Origin of the sequence: Anaerosalibacter bizertensis (assembly GCF_009696605.1) — a bacterium.
Lineage (GTDB): Bacteria > Bacillota > Clostridia > Tissierellales > Sporanaerobacteraceae > Anaerosalibacter > Anaerosalibacter bizertensis.
In genome coordinates, this window is sequence record NZ_VULR01000009.1 from 1 (window position 1) to 22794 (window position 22794).

General features: G+C 28.8%; 23 protein-coding genes and 2 tRNA genes. 24 read left to right on the forward strand and 1 reads right to left on the reverse strand.

The window, feature by feature from the left end:
- Positions 1-227: 227 nt before the first annotated feature.
- The 14 genes from FYJ27_RS07495 to FYJ27_RS07560 all read left to right on the forward strand — a co-directional run bounded on the left by FYJ27_RS07495 (position 228) and on the right by FYJ27_RS07560 (position 12608).
- On the forward strand, positions 228-782 hold the full coding sequence (locus FYJ27_RS07495; RefSeq protein ID WP_154484236.1) for a LemA family protein: 555 nt from the start codon (positions 228-230) through the stop codon (positions 780-782).
- 15 nt (positions 783-797) lie between these two features.
- Positions 798-1577 (forward strand): TPM domain-containing protein, encoded by a 780-nt coding sequence (locus FYJ27_RS07500; RefSeq protein WP_154484237.1) that lies wholly within the window; start codon positions 798-800, stop codon positions 1575-1577.
- Between the two features lie 14 nt (positions 1578-1591).
- Positions 1592-2488, forward strand: a complete 897-nt coding sequence (locus FYJ27_RS07505) for a metal ABC transporter substrate-binding protein (RefSeq protein WP_154484238.1) — start codon at positions 1592-1594, stop codon at positions 2486-2488.
- A gap of 1 nt (position 2489) precedes the next feature.
- A complete protein-coding gene (locus FYJ27_RS07510; RefSeq protein ID WP_154484239.1) occupies positions 2490-3224 on the forward strand; it encodes a metal ABC transporter ATP-binding protein in 735 nt (244 codons plus the stop codon).
- A gap of 23 nt (positions 3225-3247) precedes the next feature.
- Positions 3248-4045, forward strand: coding sequence for a metal ABC transporter permease (locus tag FYJ27_RS07515; RefSeq protein WP_154484240.1), 798 nt, complete (start codon positions 3248-3250; stop codon positions 4043-4045).
- Positions 4046-4456: 411 nt separating this feature from the next.
- Positions 4457-4996, forward strand: coding sequence for a helix-turn-helix domain-containing protein (locus FYJ27_RS07520; RefSeq protein ID WP_216385820.1), 540 nt, complete (start codon positions 4457-4459; stop codon positions 4994-4996).
- Positions 4997-5017: 21 nt separating this feature from the next.
- Positions 5018-6061, forward strand: a complete 1044-nt coding sequence (gene potA / locus FYJ27_RS07525) for a spermidine/putrescine ABC transporter ATP-binding protein (protein WP_154484241.1) — start codon at positions 5018-5020, stop codon at positions 6059-6061.
- Entirely contained in the window at positions 6062-6895 is an 834-nt protein-coding gene (locus FYJ27_RS07530; RefSeq protein ID WP_154484242.1) for an ABC transporter permease, read from the forward strand. It abuts the gene before it with no gap.
- Positions 6889-7680 carry an ABC transporter permease gene (locus tag FYJ27_RS07535; protein WP_154484243.1) on the forward strand — a complete coding sequence of 264 codons (792 nt, stop codon included), beginning with the start codon at positions 6889-6891 and terminating at the stop codon, positions 7678-7680. The genes FYJ27_RS07530 and FYJ27_RS07535 overlap by 7 nt, the downstream gene beginning before the upstream one ends.
- Complete coding sequence (locus FYJ27_RS07540; protein WP_154484244.1) at positions 7677-8723, forward strand: ABC transporter substrate-binding protein; 1047 nt, start codon at positions 7677-7679, stop codon at positions 8721-8723. Before FYJ27_RS07535 ends, FYJ27_RS07540 begins: the two co-directional genes overlap by 4 nt.
- Before the next feature lie 101 nt (positions 8724-8824).
- Entirely contained in the window at positions 8825-10012 is a 1188-nt protein-coding gene (locus FYJ27_RS07545; RefSeq protein ID WP_154484245.1) for an NAD(P)/FAD-dependent oxidoreductase, read from the forward strand.
- Positions 10013-10133: 121 nt separating this feature from the next.
- Positions 10134-11765: an MBL fold metallo-hydrolase RNA specificity domain-containing protein gene (locus FYJ27_RS07550; RefSeq protein ID WP_154484246.1), complete on the forward strand. Its 1632-nt coding sequence runs from the start codon at positions 10134-10136 to the stop codon at positions 11763-11765.
- 15 nt (positions 11766-11780) lie between these two features.
- Positions 11781-12197, forward strand: a complete 417-nt coding sequence (locus FYJ27_RS07555; protein ID WP_154484247.1) for a hypothetical protein — start codon at positions 11781-11783, stop codon at positions 12195-12197.
- Between the two features lie 120 nt (positions 12198-12317).
- Positions 12318-12608 (forward strand): hypothetical protein, encoded by a 291-nt coding sequence (locus FYJ27_RS07560; protein ID WP_154484248.1) that lies wholly within the window; start codon positions 12318-12320, stop codon positions 12606-12608.
- A gap of 146 nt (positions 12609-12754) precedes the next feature.
- Here the strand turns inward: FYJ27_RS07560 and FYJ27_RS07565 are convergent.
- Positions 12755-12841: transfer RNA gene (locus tag FYJ27_RS07565), tRNA-Leu, on the reverse strand.
- A 141-nt stretch (positions 12842-12982) separates the two neighbouring features.
- Here FYJ27_RS07565 and polA point away from each other — a divergent pair.
- The 10 genes from polA to rsxA all read left to right on the forward strand — a co-directional run bounded on the left by polA (position 12983) and on the right by rsxA (position 22787).
- Positions 12983-15661, forward strand: coding sequence for a DNA polymerase I (polA, locus tag FYJ27_RS07570; RefSeq protein ID WP_154484249.1), 2679 nt, complete (start codon positions 12983-12985; stop codon positions 15659-15661).
- Complete coding sequence (gene coaE, locus FYJ27_RS07575; protein ID WP_154484250.1) at positions 15648-16265, forward strand: dephospho-CoA kinase; 618 nt, start codon at positions 15648-15650, stop codon at positions 16263-16265. Before polA ends, coaE begins: the two co-directional genes overlap by 14 nt.
- Positions 16266-16281: 16 nt before the next feature.
- Positions 16282-16935: a lytic transglycosylase domain-containing protein gene (locus FYJ27_RS07580; RefSeq protein ID WP_229775504.1), complete on the forward strand. Its 654-nt coding sequence runs from the start codon at positions 16282-16284 to the stop codon at positions 16933-16935.
- A gap of 138 nt (positions 16936-17073) precedes the next feature.
- Positions 17074-17159, forward strand: a tRNA-Leu gene (locus FYJ27_RS07585).
- A 67-nt stretch (positions 17160-17226) separates the two neighbouring features.
- Positions 17227-18282, forward strand: coding sequence for a DNA polymerase IV (gene dinB, locus FYJ27_RS07590; protein WP_154484251.1), 1056 nt, complete (start codon positions 17227-17229; stop codon positions 18280-18282).
- A gap of 344 nt (positions 18283-18626) precedes the next feature.
- On the forward strand, positions 18627-19958 hold the full coding sequence (gene rsxC / locus FYJ27_RS07595; RefSeq protein ID WP_154484252.1) for an electron transport complex subunit RsxC: 1332 nt from the start codon (positions 18627-18629) through the stop codon (positions 19956-19958).
- 19 nt (positions 19959-19977) lie between these two features.
- On the forward strand, positions 19978-20949 hold the full coding sequence (locus FYJ27_RS07600) for an RnfABCDGE type electron transport complex subunit D (RefSeq protein WP_154484253.1): 972 nt from the start codon (positions 19978-19980) through the stop codon (positions 20947-20949).
- Positions 20950-21531, forward strand: a complete 582-nt coding sequence (locus tag FYJ27_RS07605) for an RnfABCDGE type electron transport complex subunit G (RefSeq protein ID WP_154484254.1) — start codon at positions 20950-20952, stop codon at positions 21529-21531.
- A gap of 27 nt (positions 21532-21558) precedes the next feature.
- A complete protein-coding gene (gene rsxE / locus FYJ27_RS07610; protein ID WP_154484255.1) occupies positions 21559-22194 on the forward strand; it encodes an electron transport complex subunit RsxE in 636 nt (211 codons plus the stop codon).
- Between the two features lie 20 nt (positions 22195-22214).
- A complete protein-coding gene (rsxA, locus tag FYJ27_RS07615; protein ID WP_154484256.1) occupies positions 22215-22787 on the forward strand; it encodes an electron transport complex subunit RsxA in 573 nt (190 codons plus the stop codon).
- The last annotated feature ends 7 nt before the right edge of the window (positions 22788-22794 follow it).

Consider the following 22794-nt stretch of genomic DNA (forward strand, 5'->3'; position numbering starts at 1 on the left):
TGCTATACCTAAAATTAGACTAAGAAAAATATATTTGAATTTATAGAAACTTAGGTACTTCAGTTGTTAACTTGAACATAAAAAAAGAGGCATTTCATAACTGATAAATCAGTTATGAAACAGCCCCATTTTTTATACAATATACATAGCAATCCATATTCCCATAGAAAAAAACAGACCATTGTAGTATTATATATCTATAAATACTTATTGGAGGAGGATTTTTAATGGAAAGAAAAAATTTAATAATTATTGCATTAATAGCTATTATAGTAATTATGCTAGTAACTTCTTATAACAAGCTTAATACGTTAGACGAGAATGTAGATAGTTCATGGGCACAGGTGGAAAATGTATTAAAGAGAAGGGCGGATTTGATACCTAACTTAGTAAATACTGTAAAAGGATATGCAAAACATGAAGAAGAAGTACTTATGGGTATAACAGAAGCAAGGAGTAAATTTGAATCTGCTAGTTCTCCTGAAGAATACGGAGCAGCTAATGCAGAGTTGAATAATGCTTTAACTAAGCTGTATGCAGTTGTAGAAAACTATCCTGAACTTAAAGCAAATCAGAACTTTTTAAATCTCCAAGATGAATTAGCAGGTACAGAAAATAGAATAGCAACAGAACGAAGGAGATACAATGAAGCAGTTAAAAAATATAATACAACGATTAGAAGATTTCCTACAAATATTTTAGCTAGAATATTTAGTTTTGAAAAAAGAGAGTATTTTGAAATAAGTCCTGAAGAATCACAGGTACCAGATGTAAATTTTTAAATTAGGGGGACCTAAATGAAAAAAAGAAAGATATTTTTATCCATAATATTAATAACTATATTATTGCTTTCTAATATTGTATTAGCTCAAAACAGCTTACCAGAGGCATCAAACAACTTTTATATATATGATGAATCTAATATAATAGATAAAGAAGTAGAAAATTATATAGTCAAAACAAATGAAGTATTATATAAGAAAACTGGAGCCCAAGTAGTAATAGCCACTGTTGAAAATTTAAATGATTTAGATATTAGAGAATATGCTAATTTATTATTTGAAAAATGGGGTATAGGAAGTAAAGAATATGATAATGGTGTATTAATTTTAGTATCGCCAAAGGATAGAGAACTATGGATAGAGATAGGATATGGACTTGAAGGGGTATTACCTGATGGAAAAGTGGGAAGAATTAGAGACGAACAGATTTTTCCTTATTTTAAAGAAGGAAATTATTCAGAAGGAGTACTTAGAGGATTTAATTCTATATTAAACGCTATAGAAGAAGAGTATAATATAGATTTAGAAAGAGAAGAAATTAATGAGAGCTATTACTATGATTATAATGAAGAAGATCAAAGTTCTGGAGAATTTGGTATATTCAATACTCTTACAAAGATATTAATAATCATAGGTATAATAATATTTTTATTTATAGATTTTAGATTTTTTAATGGATGGTTAACCTATAGTATTTTAAGGGGCGCTAGATTTAGTGGAGGATTTAATGACGATAATAACAATAAAGGTGGTGGTGGTTCCTCTGGTGGAGGAGGCGCTGGCGGAAAGTGGTAGTTAGGAGGAATATTATGAAAAAATATATATCTATAGTATTAATTATAGCTATATCTCTATTAGTAGGTTGCGCTAATGATAATACTACAAAAAAAGATACAGATGGAAAACTTGTAGTATATACAAGTTTTTATCCTCAGTACTATTTAGCAAAAGAAATAGGAAAGGATAAAATTGATATACATTCAATAGTTCCCAATGGGGTAGAGCCCCATGATTTTGAGCCTTCTATGAAACAGATAAAAGAGGTTCAAAATGCAAATATAGTTGTTTATAATGGGGCTGATATGGAGCATTGGATAGATAAATTACTTGAAACTATAGATAAAAAAGAAGTAGATATAATTAATAGTAGTGAATTTGTAGAATTGGTTAAACTAGAAGGAAGACCAGATCCACATATATGGTTGGACCCATTAAATATGGATAAAATAGGGTTGGAAATAAAAAATTCGTTAGTAAAAATGGATGAAAAAAATCAAGAGTTTTATGAAAAAAATTATGCCGAGCTATCAAGTAAACTTCAAAAGCTAAATGAAGAATATGAAGCTGTTTTAAAAGATAAGAAAAGAGATACTATTTTAGTTTCTCATTCAGCTTTTACTTATATAACTGAGAAATATGATATAGAACAGATATCTGTTACAGGCATAAGTCCAGAAGAGGAACCAAGTCCAAAAGTTATATCAGAACTTATAGATATTGCTAAAACTAAGGAATTAGAATATATATTTTTAGAAACACTAGCTAGTCCAAAGACTGCAGATATAATAGCCGAGGAAGCCAAATTAGAAGTACTAACTCTTAATCCATTAGAAGGACTTACTAAAAAAGAAGAAAATAATGGAGAAGATTATATATCTATAATGGAAAAAAACTTGGAGAATTTAAAGAAAGCATTGGTGGATTAGTATGCAAGAAAAAATAGTAGAGTTTGAAAACATAAGCTTTAGCTATGGGAAAAATGAAGTTTTAGACAATATAAACTTCTATATAGAAAAAGGAGACTTTATAGGAATTATTGGGCCAAATGGATCAGCAAAAAGTACTTTGATGAAAGTTATGATTGGTATCTTGAAGCCAGATAAGGGAAGAGTTAGGTTATTCAATGAAGATATAAAAGATTTTAAAGATTTTACTAAGGTTGGATATATATCTCAAAATGTAAGGGATATTAATCCACGATTTCCAGCTACAGTAGAGGAAATTGTGGAATCTAACTTATATTCTCAATTGGGATTTTTAAAGATAAGTAATAAAAATATAAAAGAAAAAACATATGAAGTTTTAAGAATTGTAGGAATGGAAGAATATAAAGATACTTTAATAGGCAAATTATCTGGAGGTCAGAAACAAAGGGTTTTCATAGCTAGGTCTCTTATAAATAATCCGGAAATATTATTTATGGATGAACCATTAGTAGGTATAGATATAGGCTCGCAAAAAAAACTCTATAGTTTGATGGATAAGCTTAATAAAGATTATAATATTACATTAGCAATGGTTTCACATGATATAGGTACAATTAAAAATAGAGCAAATAAAATATTTATTTTAGGAAATAAAAAATTATATGTTCATGACTCAGATAAAATAAAATCAGAAGATTTATTAAAAGAAATATACAATGATGATTTAAAAGTCTAAGACATAGATATTAAGGTGATAGAATGTTAGATATATTTTCATACAGTTTTATGCAAAGATCTTTAATAATGGGGATAATAATTGCGATTATAGCCCCTACAATTGGTTTGTTTTTGGTTTTAAGAAGACTTTCTGTTATAGGAGATGCAATATCTCATGTAGCATTAGCAGGAGCAGCTTTTGGACTATTGTTAGGAATTTATCCAGTCTATACAGCTATAGGTTTCTCTATTATAGCTGTTTTAGGAGTTGAAAAGTTAAGAAAAGAATATAGTGAATATGCAGAGCTATCACTTTCTATAGTTTTGTCAGCAGGTATAGGGCTTGCTTCAATACTTATTAGTTTGGGAAATACAAGTGGTATATTTTCATATCTTTTTGGAAGTCTTGCATTGGTAACTAAGAAAGATATATGGGTAGTTTCTATATTGGGTTCATTTATAATTATTTCAGTATTATTTTTATATAAAGGGCTTTTTTATCTAACTTTTGATGAAGAAAGTGCAAGAATGGCAGGAGTACCAGTTAGAAAAATAAATACGTTTTTCTCTATATTGGTAGCCTTAACTATAGGTATATCCATGAGAACAGTAGGAGTGCTTCTTATATCGTCACTTATGATCCTTCCAGTGGCAACTAGTTTACTTATATCTAAAAGTTTTAAACAAGCACTACTATACTCCAATTTATTTGGAATAATTTCAGTAGTTCTAGGGCTTATTTCATCATTTTACTTTGATTTAGCTCCAGGAGGTACTATTGTATTAACAGCTCTTTTGATACTTATCATTGTAATGGTTATTAATAAAATAAAAGATTAAAATATAAAAATATATTTTTATATTTTAATCTATCTGTCCTTTCCTTCTTTTTTCAACCATTAATATTTATATAAAAAATTAGTATAATTTATGTAATACTTTTTATCCAAACTATCATATAAAGAATTATAGATGTGAATACCATAAATATGATAGTTATAAATTAAAAAACAAACCTTTTTAACTAGTAATATTACTAGTTTTTTTTATTATATAAAAATTTAATATATTAAATAAAAAGTTTTGTATTTTTCAATAATCTTGATGTTTTAATGTTTAAAGAATTTTTAAAAAGCAAAAAAAGCTATTGACTTATATATATATTATTGAATATAATAAAATAGCTAAAAAAAGTTTAGTAATTATAAACATAAAGTTTAATATATAAGGAATATTGTTAGGAGGCTATTTGTGAAAATTGGAGAGAAAATAAAAAGATTAAGAATTAAAAACTCTTTAACTCAAGAAGAGTTAGCAGATAGATCAGAACTAACCAAAGGATTTATATCTCAAGTAGAAAGAGATTTAACTTCTCCATCTATTGCAACTTTAGTAGATATATTGGATGGTCTTGGAACAAATTTAAAAGATTTTTTTAATGATATAGAAGATGAGAAAATAGTTTTTTCTAAAGAAGATGCATTTATTAGTGAAAACAGTGACTATGGATACAATTTAAAATGGATAGTTCCAAATGCACAAAAAAATTTAATGGAACCAATACTTATTGAATTAGAAGCTGAAGGAAGAACTAAAGAAGATTCACCTCATGAAGGTGAAGAATTTGGATATGTAATTTCAGGAAGTATAAATCTTCATATAGGTAGTGAAATATATATAGTAAGAAAAGGTGAGAGCTTTTATTTTAAAGCAAATGCTAACCATTATATATCTAATAGGGGAAAAACTATTGCAAGAATTATTTGGGTAAGTACACCACCAAGTTTTTAATATAGAATAGGGGGGATTATATTGGAAAAAAACATAATAATAGATTTAAAAAATGTATACAAAAAATATGATGATTTAGAAGTTTTAAAAAATATTAATTTTTATATTAGAAAAAATGAGTTTTTAACTTTACTAGGGCCTAGTGGATGTGGCAAAACAACTACTTTAAGAATTATTGGAGGATTTGAACAACCTACTAGTGGAGAAATTATATTTGAAGGTAAAAATATAATTAATATTCCACCTTATGAAAGACCAATAAATACAGTTTTTCAAAAATATGCTCTTTTTCCCCATATGAATGTATTTGATAATATAGCTTTTGGATTAAAAATAAAGAAATTGTCTAAAAAAACTATTGAAGAAAAAGTCAAGAATATACTCAAAATGGTAAATCTATCTGGATTTGAAAATAGGTCTATAGAATCTCTAAGTGGGGGACAACAGCAGAGAATAGCTATTGCAAGAGCCCTTGTTAATGAACCCAAAGTACTGTTATTAGATGAACCTTTAGGAGCATTAGATTTAAAGTTAAGAAAAGAAATGCAAATGGAATTGAAAAATATACAAAAAAGCTTAGGAATTACTTTTATATACGTTACCCATGATCAAGAAGAAGCGTTAACTATGTCAGATACAATAGTAGTAATGGATAGTGGAGAAATACAACAAATAGGTACGCCAGTTGATATATATAATGAACCTAAGAATGCTTTTGTAGCCAAATTTATAGGGGAGAGCAATATCATAGAAGGAATAATCCATGAAGATTTTGTTGTAGAATTCGAAAATATTATGTTTGACTGTGTAGATAGGGGTTTTGAAAAGAAGGAAGAAATAGATGTAGTTATTAGACCAGAAGATTTAATCATTGAAAATTTTGAGGAAGCAAAATTGAAGGGAAAAGTTATATCAGTTACCTTCAAAGGCGTTCACTATGAAATGTTAATTGAGAGTGACAATTTCTTATGGAAAGTTCATAGTACTACTATGGCGCCAGTAAACTCTTTGGTAGGTCTTTCTGTTTTACCAGAAAATATTCATGTAATGAAGAAGGTGAGATAGATGAAATTAAAATGGACTTCATATCCTTATATAGTGTGGATGGCTATATTTATAATTGTACCTTTGCTGTTAATATTGTTTTTTAGTGTAACTTCAGAAGATGTGTTTAGATTAGGAGAGTTTCAATTTACATTAGATAATTTCAAAAGATTTATGAGCCCTATATATTTAAAAGTATTAGGAAGATCCATAACTTTAGCCTTACAATCAACAGCAATTTGTTTTTTATTAGGATATCCTATGGCTATGATTATATCTAAGGCAGAAGTAAAAAAAAGAAATGCCATGATCCTTCTATTTGTTGTACCTATGTGGATGAATTTTTTACTTAGAACTTATGCATGGTTAACTTTATTAGGAAAAAATGGACTTATAAATTATATTATAAAAAGCTTAGGTTTTGAACCTTTAAACTTGATTTATAACAATAAAGCAATACTATTAGGTATGGTATATAATTTTTTACCTTTCATGGTATTACCTATATACTCTGTTTTAATTAAAATAGATAATAGCTTGATAGAAGCGGCAGAAGATTTAGGGGCTAGTAAATTAGAGGTTTTCACAAGAATAATATTGCCATTAAGTATACCTGGAGTTGTGTCAGGATTTACTATGGTGTTTATGCCGGCAGTAAGTACTTTTGTGATTTCTAGTTTACTAGGTGGAGGAAAATATATGCTTATTGGAAATTTAGTTGAACAACAATTCTTATGGTCAGGAGATTGGAATTTTGGTTCTGCTATTTCTATAGTCATGATGATATTTATACTTATTTCCATGGCAATAATGGCAAAATTTGATGAGGATAAGAAAGGGGGGAGCTTATGGTAAATAAACAATTGAAAAGGTTATATACATTTTTAATATTTTTATTTCTATATGCTCCTATTATAATATTAATGATATTTTCTTTCAATAGTTCAAAATCTAGAGGAGTATGGACTGGTTTTACATTTAAATGGTATATAGAACTTTTTAAAAATGAAGAAGTCCTTACAGCTCTTTACTATACTTTATTAGTAGCAGTACTAGCCTCAATTATATCTACTATTATAGGCACTTTTGCAGCTATAGGCATTCACAATATGACTTCTTTTAAGAAGAGAGTAGTTTTGAATTTAAACTACTTACCTGTGCTAAATCCAGATATAGTAACTGCAGTTTCTTTAATGCTATTGTTTAGATTTGCAAATATTGATTTTGGATTTTTAACTATGCTTTTAGCTCATATAACTTTTAATATACCTTATGTTATATTATCTATATTGCCTAAACTTAAACAATTAAACAAACATTTGGCAGAAGCAGCTATGGACTTAGGAGCTACCCCTTTTTATGCTCTAAGAAAAGTTATAATACCGGAGATAATGCCAGGAATAGTTACAGGAGCTTTAATTGCCTTTACCTTATCAATAGATGATTTTGTTATTAGTTTCTTTACTACAGGTCCTCAAGTTACAAATTTAAGTATTACTGTATATTCTATGGCAAGAAGAGGGATCAATCCAGTTATAAATGCATTATCAACATTGATGTTTTTAAGTGTATTGATACTATTGATAATAATTAATAAGAGAACTTCTAAAGATGTAAAGCATAGAGGTGATTTCATATGAGAAGATTAGGGAAATTAGTATTACTACTATGCTTAATAATGATTATAAATTTCATATTTACAGGTTGTAATAAGAAAGAAGCTGTTTTAAATATATATAACTGGGGAGATTATATTGATCCTACTGTAATTAAAGACTTTGAAGATGAATACAATATAAAAGTAAATTATAGTACTTTTGCAACCAATGAAGATATGTATGTAAAGTTAAAATCTGGAGCAGGTAATTATGATGTGACATTTCCTTCTGATTATATGATTGAAAGAATGATAAAAGAAGATATGTTATATACACTTAATAAAAATAATATACCTAATTTGAAAAATATAGATGAAAAATTTATAAATCTATCTTTTGATCCAGAAAACCAATATTCTGTTCCTTATTTCTGGGGAACAGTAGGTATACTTTATAATAAAAAGGTAGTAAAAGAAAAAGTAGATAGTTGGAATATATTATGGGATGAGAAATATAAAAATGAAATCGTAATGTTAGATAGTCAGAGGGATTCCATAGGCGTAGCACTTAAAAAACTAGGTTATTCTATGAATAGTAGAGATATAAATGAGTTAAGGAAAGCAAAAGAAATCTTAATTAAACAAAAACCTTTAGTATATACTTATGTAATAGATGAGGTTAAAGATTTAATGATAGCTGGAGAAGCTAATTTAGGTGTAGTATGGTCAGGGGATGCTACAGCAGCAATTAGAGAAAATGAAAATTTAGAATATGTAATACCTAAAGAAGGTTCAAATATCTGGTTTGATAATATGGTAATACCAAAGTCTTCTAAAAATAAAAAAGAGGCTGAATTATTTATTGATTTTATGTGTAGGCCAGATATTACTGCTAGAAATACTGATTATGTTGGCTATTCAACCCCCAATAAGGAAGCTATAGAAAAGCTACCAGATGATATTAAGAATAGCCAAGTAGCTTATCCCAATGATGAAGATCTAGAAAGATGTGAAATTTTTAAAGATCCATCAGATTTTATAACTAAATACGATATAATTTGGACTGAGATAAAAGCTGAATATTAACAAAATGCCTCTATTTAAATAGAGGTATTTTGTGTAATAAAGCTATTATTGGGTAATAGTTTACTAGTTAGATATTTAACATTTTATAAGGAGATGGTGTTATGAACATAAAAAAAGTTGATTATTTGATTATTGGAAATGGTATTGCAGGATTATCAGCAGCAGAACAGATTAGAAAAAATGATGAAAATGGAAGTATAACTATGATTTCAAATGAACCTTATTTTACTTATTATAGAGTTAGGCTTACAGACTGTATAAGCAAAAAAGTTGAAGACAAAGAACTTTTAGTTAAAAAAGAAGAATGGTATAAGGAAAAAAATATTGAAGTAATTTTAAATAAAATAGTTGAAAAAATAGATACAGATAATAGTAAAATAAAATTAGATGATGGAAAAGAAATAGAATATGGCAAACTATTATTAGCTACAGGAAGCAGGCCATTTATACCTCCAATAACGGGTAAATATAAAAAAGGAGTATTTGCTTTAAGAACCCTTAAAGATTTAAGATATATTCAAAATTACTTTTCAAGTTGTGAAAATGTTACAGTTATTGGTGGAGGACTTTTAGGTATCGAAGCGGCTTATTCTGTAAAGCAATTAGATAAAAAAGTAAATATTATAGAGCATTCACCTTACCTACTTTCAAAACAATTAGATGAAGAAATATCTAGAAAATTAGAAGCTAAATTGAGAGATCTTGGATTCAATCTGTATTTAGGTTGTAGTGCAGAAGAGATATTAGGTCAAAACATAGCAACAGGTATAAAATTAGATGGAGATAGACAAGTTTCAACAGATGCTGTCCTAGTTTCATCAGGTGTAAGACCAAATTTGGATTTAGTTAGAGATACAAAGATAAAATGTAATAGGGGAATAATAGTAGATAAATATTTGAGAACTAATATAGATAATGTTTATGCAGCTGGAGATGTAGCAGAAGTAGAGAATGCAGTATTAGGCCTTTGGACTGCAGGTAATGAGCAAGGAAAAATAGTAGGAGGAAATATGACAGAAAATATTAAGGAATACATATCCCCAACACCTTTTACTACTTTAAGAATTGGTGATATTTCTTTATTTTCAGCAGGTAATGTAAAAGAATTTGATAAAGTTTATGAACATAAAGGTGAAAATGGAATACATCATAAATTGTTTACAAATAATGATAAGATTACAGGAGTTATATTATTTGGAGATTTATCAGATATGGTCAAAGCAAAAAAAGCAGTATTAGAAAATATGAATGTAAATGATTATTTAAAAAATAGTGTAAGCTTTAAATAAACCTTGGAATTTTCCAGGGTTTTTTATTTTATATATATTACAGGAAAAAGTATACTTTTCATAGAATAAAACAGGTATACTATAAGTAGGGAGGAAATTATTTTAGAGGAGGTAATTTTAAATGGAGATTAAATTTTTAGGTGCTGCAAAAGTAGTAACAGGTTCTAATATTTTAATTACTACCGATAAACATAAAATACTTCTAGACTGTGGTATGTTTCAAGGCAGTGAACATTTAGAGAAGTTAAATTACGAGGAATTTGATTATAATCCTGGAGATATAGATTTTTTAATTTTAAGCCATGCTCATATAGACCATAGTGGAAGAATACCTAAGCTTGTAAAAGAGGGATTCAAAGGAAGAATTATTACAACCAAAGCTACCTATGATCTATGTAAGATAATGCTTATTGATAGTGCAAATATTCAACAATCAGATGTAGAATGGGAAAATAGAAAAAGAAGAAGAGCAGGGAAACCTCCTATATCACCCCTTTATTCTATAGAAGATGCGGAACTAAGTTTAAAATATTTTGAAACCTATTTATACGATCAAATAATTAGAATAAATGAAGATTTAATAGTAAGATTTAAGGATGCAGGACATATATTAGGTTCTTCTATCATTGAATTATGGATAAAGGAGAAAAAAGAATTCACAAAATTAGTATTTTCAGGAGATTTAGGTATGCCAGGAAGACCTATTATTAATGATCCAGAATTTATTGATTCGGCAGATTATTTAATAATAGAGTCTACTTATGGAAATAGAGTTCATGAGGATATTAAAGAAAGCACTGAAAACCTAGTAAATATAATAAATGAAACTGTCTTAAGAGGTGGAACTGTTGTAATTCCATCCTTTGCAGTAGGAAGAACTCAGGAACTTATATATGAGCTAAATAGATATTATGAATATGAAAAAAGTATAGAAGAATTCATGAAAATACCTATATATATAGATAGTCCTATGGCTGTTATGGCTACGGAAGCCTTTAAGTCTAACTCTAATTGCTTTGATGAAAAGACAAAACAACTTATTTTAAATGGGGATAACCCATTCCAATTTGAAAATTTATTTTATATAAAAAGCCAAGAAGAGTCTATGAGACTTAACCATTATACTTTTCCCAAGGTAATTATTTCATCAAGTGGAATGTGTACAGGAGGAAGAGTACGTCATCATTTAAAACATAATTTATGGCAAGGGAGAAATAGTGTAGTTTTTGTAGGGTATCAAGCAGAAGGAACTCTTGGAAGAAAAATATTAGATGGGATTAAAAAGACTAAAATCTTAGGAGAAGATATAGTAATAGAAGCAGAAATACATGATCTTGAAGGTTTTTCAGGCCATGCAGATCAAAAGGTTTTACTTAATTGGGTAGAGCGATTTGAAAAGAAACCCAAGAAAGTATTTGTAGTCCATGGAGAAGAAGAATCTTCAAAAGTGTTTGCAAATTTGATAAAAAAAGAATTTAATATTGAAGTTATTACACCAAATATAGGTGATGTATTTCAAATAAGAGAAAGTTTAGTTCAAAGTAGTACTGGAGATGTATTAGAACCTATTAAACAAAAAGAAGATATAAAGAGTGAATTGCAAGATGTTTATGATCAGTTTGAATCTATTATATATAGGACAGATGAGCTAATAGATCCGAAATTTTTAAAACAAGATTATGATAAACTGAAAAATGATCTTTTAGAGCTACAACAAAAGCTTATGGATGTAAACATGTTGATAAGCAAATAATGAGAGGATGATATGATGGGGCTAGATGGTAAAAAAAAGTTTAAAAAAATAGAGAATATTATAACTAATATAATCATGTGGTTAGAATTAGTTCTTGCTTTATTTATATTGGGAGCAGTTATTTTAAGTTGCAAAGATATAATATCACTAATATATAAAGTATTTATAACAGAAGCTTTAGATTCCTATACCGTTCTTCAAGGTCTTCTTTCCCATGTACTTTTACTGGTGGTAGGCCTTGAATTAGCAATGATGCTTATTAAGCATAATCCAGGTAGTGTATTAGAAGTTATGTTGTATGCTGTTTCAAGAAAAATGCTTGTAAGCTCCTCAACAACGGTAGAGTTACTTCTAGGCGTTATAGCTTTAGGGTTAATTTTCCTTATTGATAAATATTTGCATACAAAAGATACAGAAAAAATTATAAAATAAAAAAACTTGTAGCTTTTATAAAAGCTACAAGTTTTTTTATTTTATAATATGAGCATATATTTTTGCATATAAATAGTAGAAGATATTCCTTAACCATCTTATTATGAAGGGGTGATATTTATGTATGATGATTTTATGACGCCTGAGACGTTGAGTACCTTTGCAGGGCTAGTAGCTGGAGTATCTATAATAGTCCAATTTACAAAACCTTTAATAAAAAAGGTATTTCCAGATGGAGCTGTTAGAATTTATACATTTATTATTTCTTTGATTTTAACATTTGTTTTTGCGAAAAGTGGAGAAGGTATCCAAGGTATACTTATAACAATAATAAATTCAGTATTAATTACTATGACGGCAATGGGTATGTATGAAACTATATCTGATCCAATGGCACAGAAGGTAAGATAAAGAAAGACTTAAAAAATTTTTTTAGATGTAAGACAAAGTAGAATGGATTTCATTATCTTTATATTTTTTTGGTTGTGTTATCACAAGAAAACCCATAATCTTAAAACCTGTATTTTTAAAGGTTTCAATGATTATGGGCTTTTGTTTGGTGCCGAAGGCGGGAATCGAACCCGCACGGTATTGCTACCACAGGATTTTGAGTCCAGCGCGTCTGCCAGTTCCACCACTTCGGCTTAATTTGTTACAAAAAACATATTATCATAAAATATAATAAAAATCAAGTTATTTATTATATTTATTTACTATAATAAGCTTTTCATATATACTTAATATATGAAAAAGATGATGTATTATATTTTAGGGAGTTGATATTTTTGAAAAACAATCGTCTTATGATTATAGATGGAAGCAGCTTATTACATAGAGGTTTTTATGCCCTTCCTCTGTTATCAACAAAAGATGGAATATATACAAATGGAGTATATGGTTTCTTGACTATGCTTTATAAAATTACAGAAGAATATGAACCTGACTATATATCTGTAGCTTTTGATAAAAAAGCTCCTACCTTTAGACATTTAGAATATGATCTTTATAAAGCTAATAGACAAAAATCACCTAATGAACTTTCATTGCAGTTTCCAATTTTAAAAGAAGTGCTATCAGCTATGAATATAAATCAAATAGAAATAGAGGGCTATGAAGCAGATGATATTGCTGGTACAATAGCTAAATTTGGAGAAGAAAAAGGATTAGAAGTAATACTGGTTACAGGAGACAGGGATTATTTACAGTTGGCTTCTGAAAAATCTAAAGTGTTAGTTACAAAGAAGGGAATTACCGAATTAGAAGTATTTGATAATAAGATCATAATGGATAAATACGGAATTAAACCAGAACAGTTTATAGACTTAAAGGGTCTTATGGGAGACCAATCAGATAATATACCAGGAGTTCCAGGTATAGGAGAGAAGACTGGATTAAAACTAATAAAAGAATTTGGTTCTATGGAAAATATTTACGAAAATATTGAAAAAGTAAGTGGTAAAAAGAGAAAAGAGTCCCTTATTGAATATAGACAGCAGGCTTTTATGAGTAAAAAACTAGGAGAAATAGTAACAAATGTTCCTATAGAATTAGATATGGAGAAATTTATAGTTAAAGAACCTAATTGGGAAAAGTTGAAAGAACTTTACGAAAAACTAGAATTCAAGTCACTATTAGATAAAATTCCAAAAGATAAGATTAAAGACTCAAGAGAAGAGTTTAAGTCTGAATTTGTCTTAGTGAATAATAATAAAGAATTTAACAATATAATTAATAATATAAAAAAAGATAAAAAATTTGGATTCAAAATTATATATTCTGGTCCAAATCCACTTAAAGATGAAATAATAGGTATTTGTATAAAACCAAAAGAATCTAGCTCATATTATATAAATTGTGAAAATAATAATATATTAGATAGCTTTAAAGATAGTTTTAAAGAAATATTTGAATCAGAAGATATTGAAAAGATAGGGCATAATATAAAGGAGGATATTATAGGGCTTTTTAGGTTAGATATAAATATTTCAGATATAAGCTTTGATAGTATGATAGGTCAATATTTAATCAATCCTTCTCAAACAGACTATAGTATACATGAATTGGCAAAAGAGTATTTTGATATTTTTATAGAAAGCGAAGAAGAGCTTTTAGGGAAAGGGAAAAATAAAAAGACTTTTAAATCATTAGAACTAGAGAAAAGAGTAGAATATTTTTCTAAAATATTAGATTTAACATTTATGTTAGAAAATCAAATAAAAGGTATAGTTAAAAGTCAAGGTATGGAGAAACTTTATTATGACATCGAGTTGCCTTTAATAGAAGTTTTAGCTAGTATGGAATATTTAGGGTTCAAAATAGATATGGATATAATAAATGAATTAGGAAAAGAGTTTGATGATAAAATAAATAACCTTACTATTGAAATATATGATTTGGCAGGTAGAGAATTCAACGTGAATTCACCTAAACAGTTAGGAGAAGTACTTTTTGATGATCTAGACCTACCAGTTATTAAAAAAACTAAAACAGGATACTCTACAAATGCAGAGGTACTAGATAAATTAAAAGATAAACATCCTATTATAGATAAAATATTAAAATATAGACAGATTGTAAAACTTAAATCTACTTATATTGATGGACTTATTAATCTAGTAGATGATGAAACTAATAGAATACATTCAAGTTTTAATCAAACAGTTACTAACACTGGTAGGATCAGTAGCACTGAACCAAATCTTCAAAATATACCTGTAAAGACTGAAGAGGGAAGGAAGATTAGGAAAGCTTTTGTTTCTGAAAATGAAAACTATGTTTTAGTAGATGGAGATTATTCTCAAATTGAGTTAAGGGTATTAGCCCATATATCTGATGATCCTAAATTAAAAGAAGCTTTTTATCACAATGAAGATATTCATACAAAAACAGCAAGCGAGGTATTTGAAGTAGAAAAAGAAGAGGTAACTCCTCTTATGAGAAGTAGAGCAAAAGCTGTAAACTTTGGAATAGTTTATGGAATTAGTGACTATGGTTTATCTAGAGATTTAGATATTTCTAGAAAAGAAGCTAAAAAATATATAGATAATTATTTAAAAAATTATGAAAAAGTAAAAGAATATATGGATAATATAATTGAAGTAGGAAAAAGAGATGGATATGTAGAGACTATATTAAATAGGAGAAGATATCTTCCAGAGTTAAAATCAAGAAATTATGTAGTACGATCTTTTGGTGAAAGAGTTGCTATGAATACACCTATTCAAGGTAGTGCTGCTGATATTATAAAGATTGCTATGGTTAGGGTTTATAAAGAGCTTAAAAAAAGGAATATGAAATCTAAACTTATACTCCAAGTACATGACGAATTAATAATAGAGGCCCATGAAGATGAAAAAGAAGAAGTAGAAAATATATTAAGGCAGATAATGGAGAGTTCTGTTGAACTAAATGTACCATTAAAAGTAGATATAAAGATGGGGGAAAGTTGGTATGAAACAAAATAATTGTAAAATTATAGGCCTAACTGGAGGAATTGCTACAGGAAAAAGTACAGTAACAAATTTTTTAATTGAAAAAGGTTATAAGGTAATAGATGCTGATAAGATAGCCAGAAAAGTAGTTGAGGTAGGTTATCCTGCATATAAACAAATTGTAAAAGAATTTGGTGTGGAAATTTTGAACAAAGATTTAACTATAGATAGGGCAAAATTAGGAAGTATTGTATTTAATGATGAAGGAAAAAGAAAAAAATTAAATTCCATTGTTCATCCTAGAGTATTTCAAGAGATTAGCAACTTAATATTAAGTTATTGTGAAAATCAAAGGATTGTTTTTTTAGATGTCCCTCTTTTAATTGAAGAATTAGATTTATTTAAAAAGTACAATATTGATATTGATGAAATATGGTTAGTTTATACAGATGAAGAGAAACAGATAGAAAGGTTAATACAAAGAGATAATTTTACCTATGAGGAGGCTGAAAAAAGAATTAGATCTCAGTTACCCATGAAAATTAAAAAGAAATATGCAGATAGGATTATAGATAATAATAGAAATATAAAAGAACTAAAAAACACGGTAAACAATATTATAAACAGATTTGAATGATATCGGAGGGATAATTTTGGCAGGTGTATTTAATAAAATAATCAAAAAAGTTCTTTTAATTATCTTAATTGGGGTTATTCTTTTTATGGGATTTAAATTATCAATTAAAATTATATACCCAATGGATTATAAAAAGTATATACATGTATATTCTCAAAAATATAATATTGATCCTTATCTGGTGGCAGCTATTATCAATGTAGAAAGTAATTTTGAAAAAGATGCTCGTTCTGAAAAAGATGCCAGAGGCCTTATGCAAGTTTCTTCGACAACTGGAAATTGGGCTGCTAAAGAATTAAATTTAAAAGATTTCACCTTAGAACATCTTTATGATCCAGAAATCAATATAATGATTGGCTGTTGGTATTTAAATGTATTAGATGAAGAGTTTGATGGTAAGCTTCCCCTTGTTTTAGCTGCATATAATGGTGGAAGTGGGAATGTAAATAAATGGCTTGCAGATAGTAGATATAGTGAAGATGGAAAAAGTTTAAAACATATTCCTTTTAAGGAAACCAGTGATTATGTTGAGAAAGTTTTGGATAATTATGAAAAGTATAAAAAAATATACAGTGGCACATTTGAAAATGACAATCTAGAAGAAAACTTATTAGATAAGAATATTAATACATTTAAAAAAACATTTAAAGATTATCTTAAAAACATGTAGAAAATTATAAGAAACAATATATAGTATAGTTAATTTTATAATATATTTAATAGTTCTGAACAATGGTATTAGGTAAAATAACAGTTGATATATTTAAATAAATATGTATAATATTATATAGAAAATATATTATAAAAAGCAGGAGTGGTGGAATTGGCAGACACGCTATCTTGAGGGGGTAGTGAGCGAAGCTCTTGAGGGTTCAAATCCCTTCTCCTGCACCAGAATCATATACAGCTGTATATGATTTTTATTTTTATTTAAAAATATAATTTTAAGGTGTGTTTTATAATGAATAATAGAAGTATTATCCATGTAGATATGGATGCTTTCTATGCTTCTGTAGAAGAAAGAGACAATCCTAGCCTTAAAGGAAAGCCTATAATAGTAGGAGGTAGTTTAAAAAACAGAGGAGTAGTTACTACAGCTTCCTATGAAGCAAGAAAATATGGAGTTCATTCTGCTATGGCTATATATAAAGCAAAGAAATTATGTCCGGAAGGTATATTTCTTCCAGTAAATATGGCCAAGTATAAAGAGGTCTCTATAGAAGTTCATAATATATTTAAAAGATATAGCAGAATTATAGAACCTATATCAATAGATGAAGCATTTATAGATGTAACTGGAAAAAATCCTTTTTTTATAGCTAAAAATATAAAAAGAGACATAAAAAATGAATTAAACCTTACAGCTTCTATAGGAATATCTGTAAACAAATTTTTAGCTAAACTAGCTTCTGATTTAGAAAAACCAGATGGATTTACTGTTATAAGGCAAGAAGAAGCTATGGAGTTTTTAAAACCTCTTCCTATTAGAAAATTATGGGGGGTAGGTCCAAAAACAGAAAAAGAGCTTAACAGAATGGGAATCTATACTATAGGAGATTTACAAGACTATGATATAAAAGTATTAGTAGATAGGTTTGGTAAAAAGGGAAGAGAGCTTTCTTATTTTTCCAAAGGTATAGACAATAGGCCGGTGGAAATAGATATTACCACTCAGTCTATTGGAGAAGAAGAAACTTTTAAAGAAGATATATCAAATGTAGAAATTTTAGACCATAAACTAAAAGAATATTCTTTAAATCTTTCTCATAAGTTAGAATTAAAAGGATATCTAACTAAAACTATAACTGTGAAAATAAAATATGAAGATTTTTCAACAGAAACTAGAAGTAGTACATTATATATACCTACAGATGACTATTTGGCTATTTATAATGTTAGTAGTTCTTTATTAAAGAATAAATTTAGTTTTGATAAAAAAGTAAGATTACTTGGTTTAACAGTATCTAATTTTATTTATCCTAATGATCCTATACAATTGAGTTTTCATACTAAATAAAAGTCATAGTATTTTAGTCTCAATTCAAATAAAATAACAATTTTTCTTGAAAAAAATTATATCATAATGGACATTTTCTAGTTGCATGTGTATAATAGTATTGAAATTATTATAATTCAGGATGCCTATTTTACAGGAAATGCTGTACATATATAGAGCAATATGTTACTTTATAGACAAAGAATGACTTTTTAAGACATTTTATATGATAATTTATATACAATCAATGATATAAATGTTATAATAAAATTAATTGAATATTTATGACCCATATTTTAAAATTGGGTCTTTTTATATGATAAAATAAATAAGCTTTAAACAATAAAGATAAAGAGGTGGAAAAGATGAATCTAGAAAATTTGACTTTTAAAGGAGGAGTTCATGTTCCTCATCATAAAGATTTGACAGAAAGAATTCCTCTTAAGAGAGCAAAAGAACCTGAAATGGTTATCATACCTTTACAGCAACATATAGGCGCACCTTGTCAGCCATTAGTAAAGGTTGGTGAAACTGTAAAAGTAGGGCAAAAAATTGGACAGGCAGAAGCTTTTGTATCTGCACCAGTACATTCAAGTGTATCAGGTACTGTTAAGAAGATTGCTCCTATGGCATCACCTACAGGAATGACAGTTAACTGTATTTTTATTGAGTCAGATGGTAAGGGTGAATTACATGAAAGTGTAAAGCCTAAAGGAGATTTAGAATCATTGAGTCAAAAAGAAGTTTTAGAAATCATTAAAGAAGCAGGTATTACCGGAATGGGAGGAGCAGGTTTTCCAACCCATGTAAAACTGTCACCTCCACCAGAGAAAAAGATTGATACAATCATACTCAATGGAGCAGAATGTGAACCTTATTTGACTGCAGACCATAGACTTATGGTTGAAAGACCACAAAAGGTAGTTTTAGGTCTTAAAGCTATAATGAAAGCTGTAGGAGTAGACAAAGGTTTTATTGCAGTGGAAAATAATAAACCTGATGCTTTGAAAGCTTTAAGAGAAGTTGTTAAAAATGAGTCTAATATTGAGGTAGTTTCACTAAAAGCTAAATTCCCTCAAGGAGATGAAAAACGTATAATAAATGCAGTAACAGGAAGAGAAGTACCTTCAGGTGGACTTCCAATGGATGTAGGAGTAGTTGTTGATAATGTAGGAACTGCTAATGCAATTGCAGAAGCTGTAGAAGAGGGAAAACCTTTATTTGAAAGAATAGCTACTATTACAGGTAAGGGAATTAAAGAACCTCAAAATTTAATTGTTAAAATAGGAACACCATTTAAAGATGTTATAGAACAATGTGGAGGTTTTAATGGAACTCCAGGAAAAATAGTTATGGGTGGACCTATGATGGGTCTTTCTCAATATAGCATAGAGGTTCCAGTTATAAAAGGTACTTCTGGAATATTGGTTTTATCAGAAGAAGAAGCAAAACCAGAACCAATACAACCATGTATAAAATGTGGAAAATGTTTAGAAGTATGTCCAGTTAATCTTCAACCATTGTATTTAAGTAAATTCTCATTAAATAGAAGATATGATAGAGCAGAAGAGTTTCATGTTTTAGACTGTATTGAATGTGGTTCCTGTTCATTTATATGTCCAGCTAAGAGACCACTAGTTGAATCTATTAGAATTGCAAAAAGAGAAGTTATTGCAAATAAGAAAAAAGCAAAGTAAAAGATAGGAGGAATTAGCAATGGATAACACTTTGATTGCGTCTTCTTCTCCCCATATTAGGTCAGAAGAGACTGTCAAAAGAATAATGTTAGATGTAATTATTGCCTTAACACCTGCAATGATTGGTAGTATATATTTTTTCGGTTTCAATGCTTTTAAACTTATTTTAATCTCTATTATATCATCAGTAGTTTTTGAAGCTATAATTCAAAAAGCATTTAAAAAAGAAGTTACTGTTAATGATCTTAGTGCAGTAGTTACAGGAATTCTTTTAGCATTTAATTTACCTGCAACTGCACCTTGGTGGCTACCAGTAATTGGTTCTGCTTTTGCTGTTATAGTAGTAAAACAACTTTTTGGTGGTCTAGGAGAAAACTTTATGAATCCAGCATTAGCTGCAAGAGCTATGCTTTTATCTTCATGGCCAACACTTATGTCAAATTTCATAGCTCCAGGAGCAGTAGATGGAGCTACATCAGCTACTCCACTATCAATTATGAAATATGGAGTTTCAGATGCTGCTGCTTCAGCAACTGTAGCAGAAGCGGGAAATACATTGCCAGCACTTAAAGAAATGTTTTTAGGAAATATTGGAGGATGTATAGGAGAGACATCGGCACTATTATTATTAATAGGAGCTGCTTATTTATTAATTAGAGGAGTTATAAATTGGAGAATACCATTCACTTATATAGGAACTACAGTTATTGTATTGTTACTTTTAGGTACTGATTCAGCGCAAATACCTTATCATATATTTGCAGGAGGATTAATATTAGGAGCTTTTTATATGGCAACAGATTATGCTTCTTCACCAGTAACACCATTAGGACAAATAATATTTGGTATAGGAGCAGGACTTTTAACAGCAATTATTAGGGTGAAGGGTGGATATCCAGAAGGTGTTTCTTACTCCATACTTCTAATGAATGTTGCTACACCACTTATTGAAAGATTTACTAGTCCTAAAGTATTTGGGGAGGTGAAGTAAATGAATGAAACATTAAAATTAGGATTGATTTTATTATTAATTACTGCAATATCTGCTTTTGTTTTAGCAGTTTCAAATAACGCTACATCAGCTAAAATTGAAGAAGCTGATAGAATAGCTAATGATGAGGCTAGAAAAGAAGTTTTACCTGACGTTGAAAAATTTGAACCTTTAGATGAAGTTAAGTTTAAAGAAATAAATAATTCCAATGAAGAAGTTACAGAAATATATGAAGGAAAAGATGGAAGTGGAGAAGTGAAAGGATATACTTTAAAGACTATAATAGGCGGATTTGGTGGAGATATAGAGGTTATAACAGGTATATCTGTTGAAGGACAAATAACTGGAATGAAGGTATTATCACATTCTGAAACACCAGGTCTTGGAGCTAATGCAGACCAACCTGAATTCCAAGAAAGATTTAAAGGTATCACTACAGACAATGAATTGGTAATAGTTAAAGAATCTCCAGCTAATGAAAATGAGGTTCAAGCTATAACTAGTGCAACAATCACATCAAATGCTGTTGCAGATGGAGTTAATTTAGCAAGGGAAATATACAATTCACAGCTTTCTAAATAATTATTTTATTCTTTGGAGGTGTAAAAATTGAAGCTGTCTGAAACCTTTCGTAATGGTTTAATTAAAGAAAATCCAATATTTGTACAGTTAGTAGGAATGTGTTCTACCTTAGCTGTAACTACTTCCGCAAAGAACGGATTAGCTATGGGATTAGCTGTAACAGGAGTATTGGTAGGCTCAAACTTAGTTATATCACTTATTAGAAATGTAATACCAGATAAAATTCGTATTCCTTCATTTATAGTTGTAATTGCAACATTTGTAACTTTAATTGAAATGCTTATGAAAGCATATACCCCAGCACTATATAGTGCTTTAGGATTATTTATTCCACTGATAGTTGTTAACTGTCTTATATTTGCAAGAGCTGAATCTTTTGCTTCTAAAAATAAACCTATTCCTGCAATTGTTGACGGTTTAGGAATGGGGTTAGGATTTACTCTAGCATTAGTTATATTAGCAAGCATTAGAGAGTTATTAGGTGCAGGTACATTATTTGATCATCAAATAATGAGTGCGTCTTACCAACCAGCACTAATAGCTATAATGCCACCAGGAGCATTTATTATTTTAGGAATCCTTATAGGTATATTTAATAAAGTTAGAATGAATAATGAAGAGAAGAAGGCTGCAGAGGAAACAAAGTCTGCTGTTGAAGCGTAATTGTAAAGGAGGGAAACTAAATGTCACTGTTTACCATATTAATCAGCACTATATTCGTTAATAACTTTGTTTTTGCTAGATTTTTAGGAATATGTCCTTTCTTAGGGGTTTCTAAAAAAACTGATACGGCTTTTGGAATGGGTGTTGCGGTAACTTTTGTTATCACATTGTCATCTATTATAACTTATTTTATTCAAAAGGGAATTTTAGACACGTTAAATCTAGGCTATCTTCAAACCATTGTGTTTATTTTAGTTATTGCTACATTGGTTCAATTTGTTGAAATGGTTATGAAAAAGACAAGTCCTACTCTTTATAATGCATTAGGCGTATATTTACCACTTATAACTACAAACTGTGTTGTACTTGGTGTTGCAATACTTAATATTCAAGAAGGATATAATTTAATTCAAACTATTGTAAATGCTATAGGAGCTTCCATTGGTTTCACATTAGCACTAGTGTTAATGGCAGGAATAAGGGAACAATTAGAGTTAGCAGATGTTCCAAAATCATTAGAAGGATTTCCAATTACACTTATTACATCAGGACTTATGGCTATAGCGTTCTTGGGATTTAGTGGACTTGTATAGGAGGTGG

Excerpts from the sequence above, each read along its gene's own strand:
- FYJ27_RS07600 (WP_154484253.1), top strand. The coding sequence starts at position 19,978 with ATGGATAACACTTTGATTGCGTCTTCTTCTCCCCATATTAGGTCAGAA.
- FYJ27_RS07545 (WP_154484245.1), top strand. The coding sequence starts at position 8,825 with ATGAACATAAAAAAAGTTGATTATTTGATTATTGGAAATGGTATTGCA.
- coaE (WP_154484250.1), top strand. The coding sequence starts at position 15,648 with ATGAAACAAAATAATTGTAAAATTATAGGCCTAACTGGAGGAATTGCT.
- FYJ27_RS07530 (WP_154484242.1), top strand. The coding sequence starts at position 6,062 with ATGAAATTAAAATGGACTTCATATCCTTATATAGTGTGGATGGCTATA.
- FYJ27_RS07550 (WP_154484246.1), top strand. The coding sequence starts at position 10,134 with ATGGAGATTAAATTTTTAGGTGCTGCAAAAGTAGTAACAGGTTCTAAT.
- FYJ27_RS07535 (WP_154484243.1), top strand. The coding sequence starts at position 6,889 with ATGGTAAATAAACAATTGAAAAGGTTATATACATTTTTAATATTTTTA.
- FYJ27_RS07605 (WP_154484254.1), top strand. The coding sequence starts at position 20,950 with ATGAATGAAACATTAAAATTAGGATTGATTTTATTATTAATTACTGCA.
- FYJ27_RS07555 (WP_154484247.1), top strand. The coding sequence starts at position 11,781 with ATGGGGCTAGATGGTAAAAAAAAGTTTAAAAAAATAGAGAATATTATA.
- FYJ27_RS07500 (WP_154484237.1), top strand. The coding sequence starts at position 798 with ATGAAAAAAAGAAAGATATTTTTATCCATAATATTAATAACTATATTA.
- FYJ27_RS07495 (WP_154484236.1), top strand. The coding sequence starts at position 228 with ATGGAAAGAAAAAATTTAATAATTATTGCATTAATAGCTATTATAGTA.
- FYJ27_RS07515 (WP_154484240.1), top strand. The coding sequence starts at position 3,248 with ATGTTAGATATATTTTCATACAGTTTTATGCAAAGATCTTTAATAATG.
- FYJ27_RS07510 (WP_154484239.1), top strand. The coding sequence starts at position 2,490 with ATGCAAGAAAAAATAGTAGAGTTTGAAAACATAAGCTTTAGCTATGGG.
- rsxC (WP_154484252.1), top strand. The coding sequence starts at position 18,627 with ATGAATCTAGAAAATTTGACTTTTAAAGGAGGAGTTCATGTTCCTCAT.
- FYJ27_RS07540 (WP_154484244.1), top strand. The coding sequence starts at position 7,677 with ATGAGAAGATTAGGGAAATTAGTATTACTACTATGCTTAATAATGATT.
- dinB (WP_154484251.1), top strand. The coding sequence starts at position 17,227 with ATGAATAATAGAAGTATTATCCATGTAGATATGGATGCTTTCTATGCT.
- FYJ27_RS07560 (WP_154484248.1), top strand. The coding sequence starts at position 12,318 with ATGTATGATGATTTTATGACGCCTGAGACGTTGAGTACCTTTGCAGGG.
- FYJ27_RS07505 (WP_154484238.1), top strand. The coding sequence starts at position 1,592 with ATGAAAAAATATATATCTATAGTATTAATTATAGCTATATCTCTATTA.
- rsxA (WP_154484256.1), top strand. The coding sequence starts at position 22,215 with ATGTCACTGTTTACCATATTAATCAGCACTATATTCGTTAATAACTTT.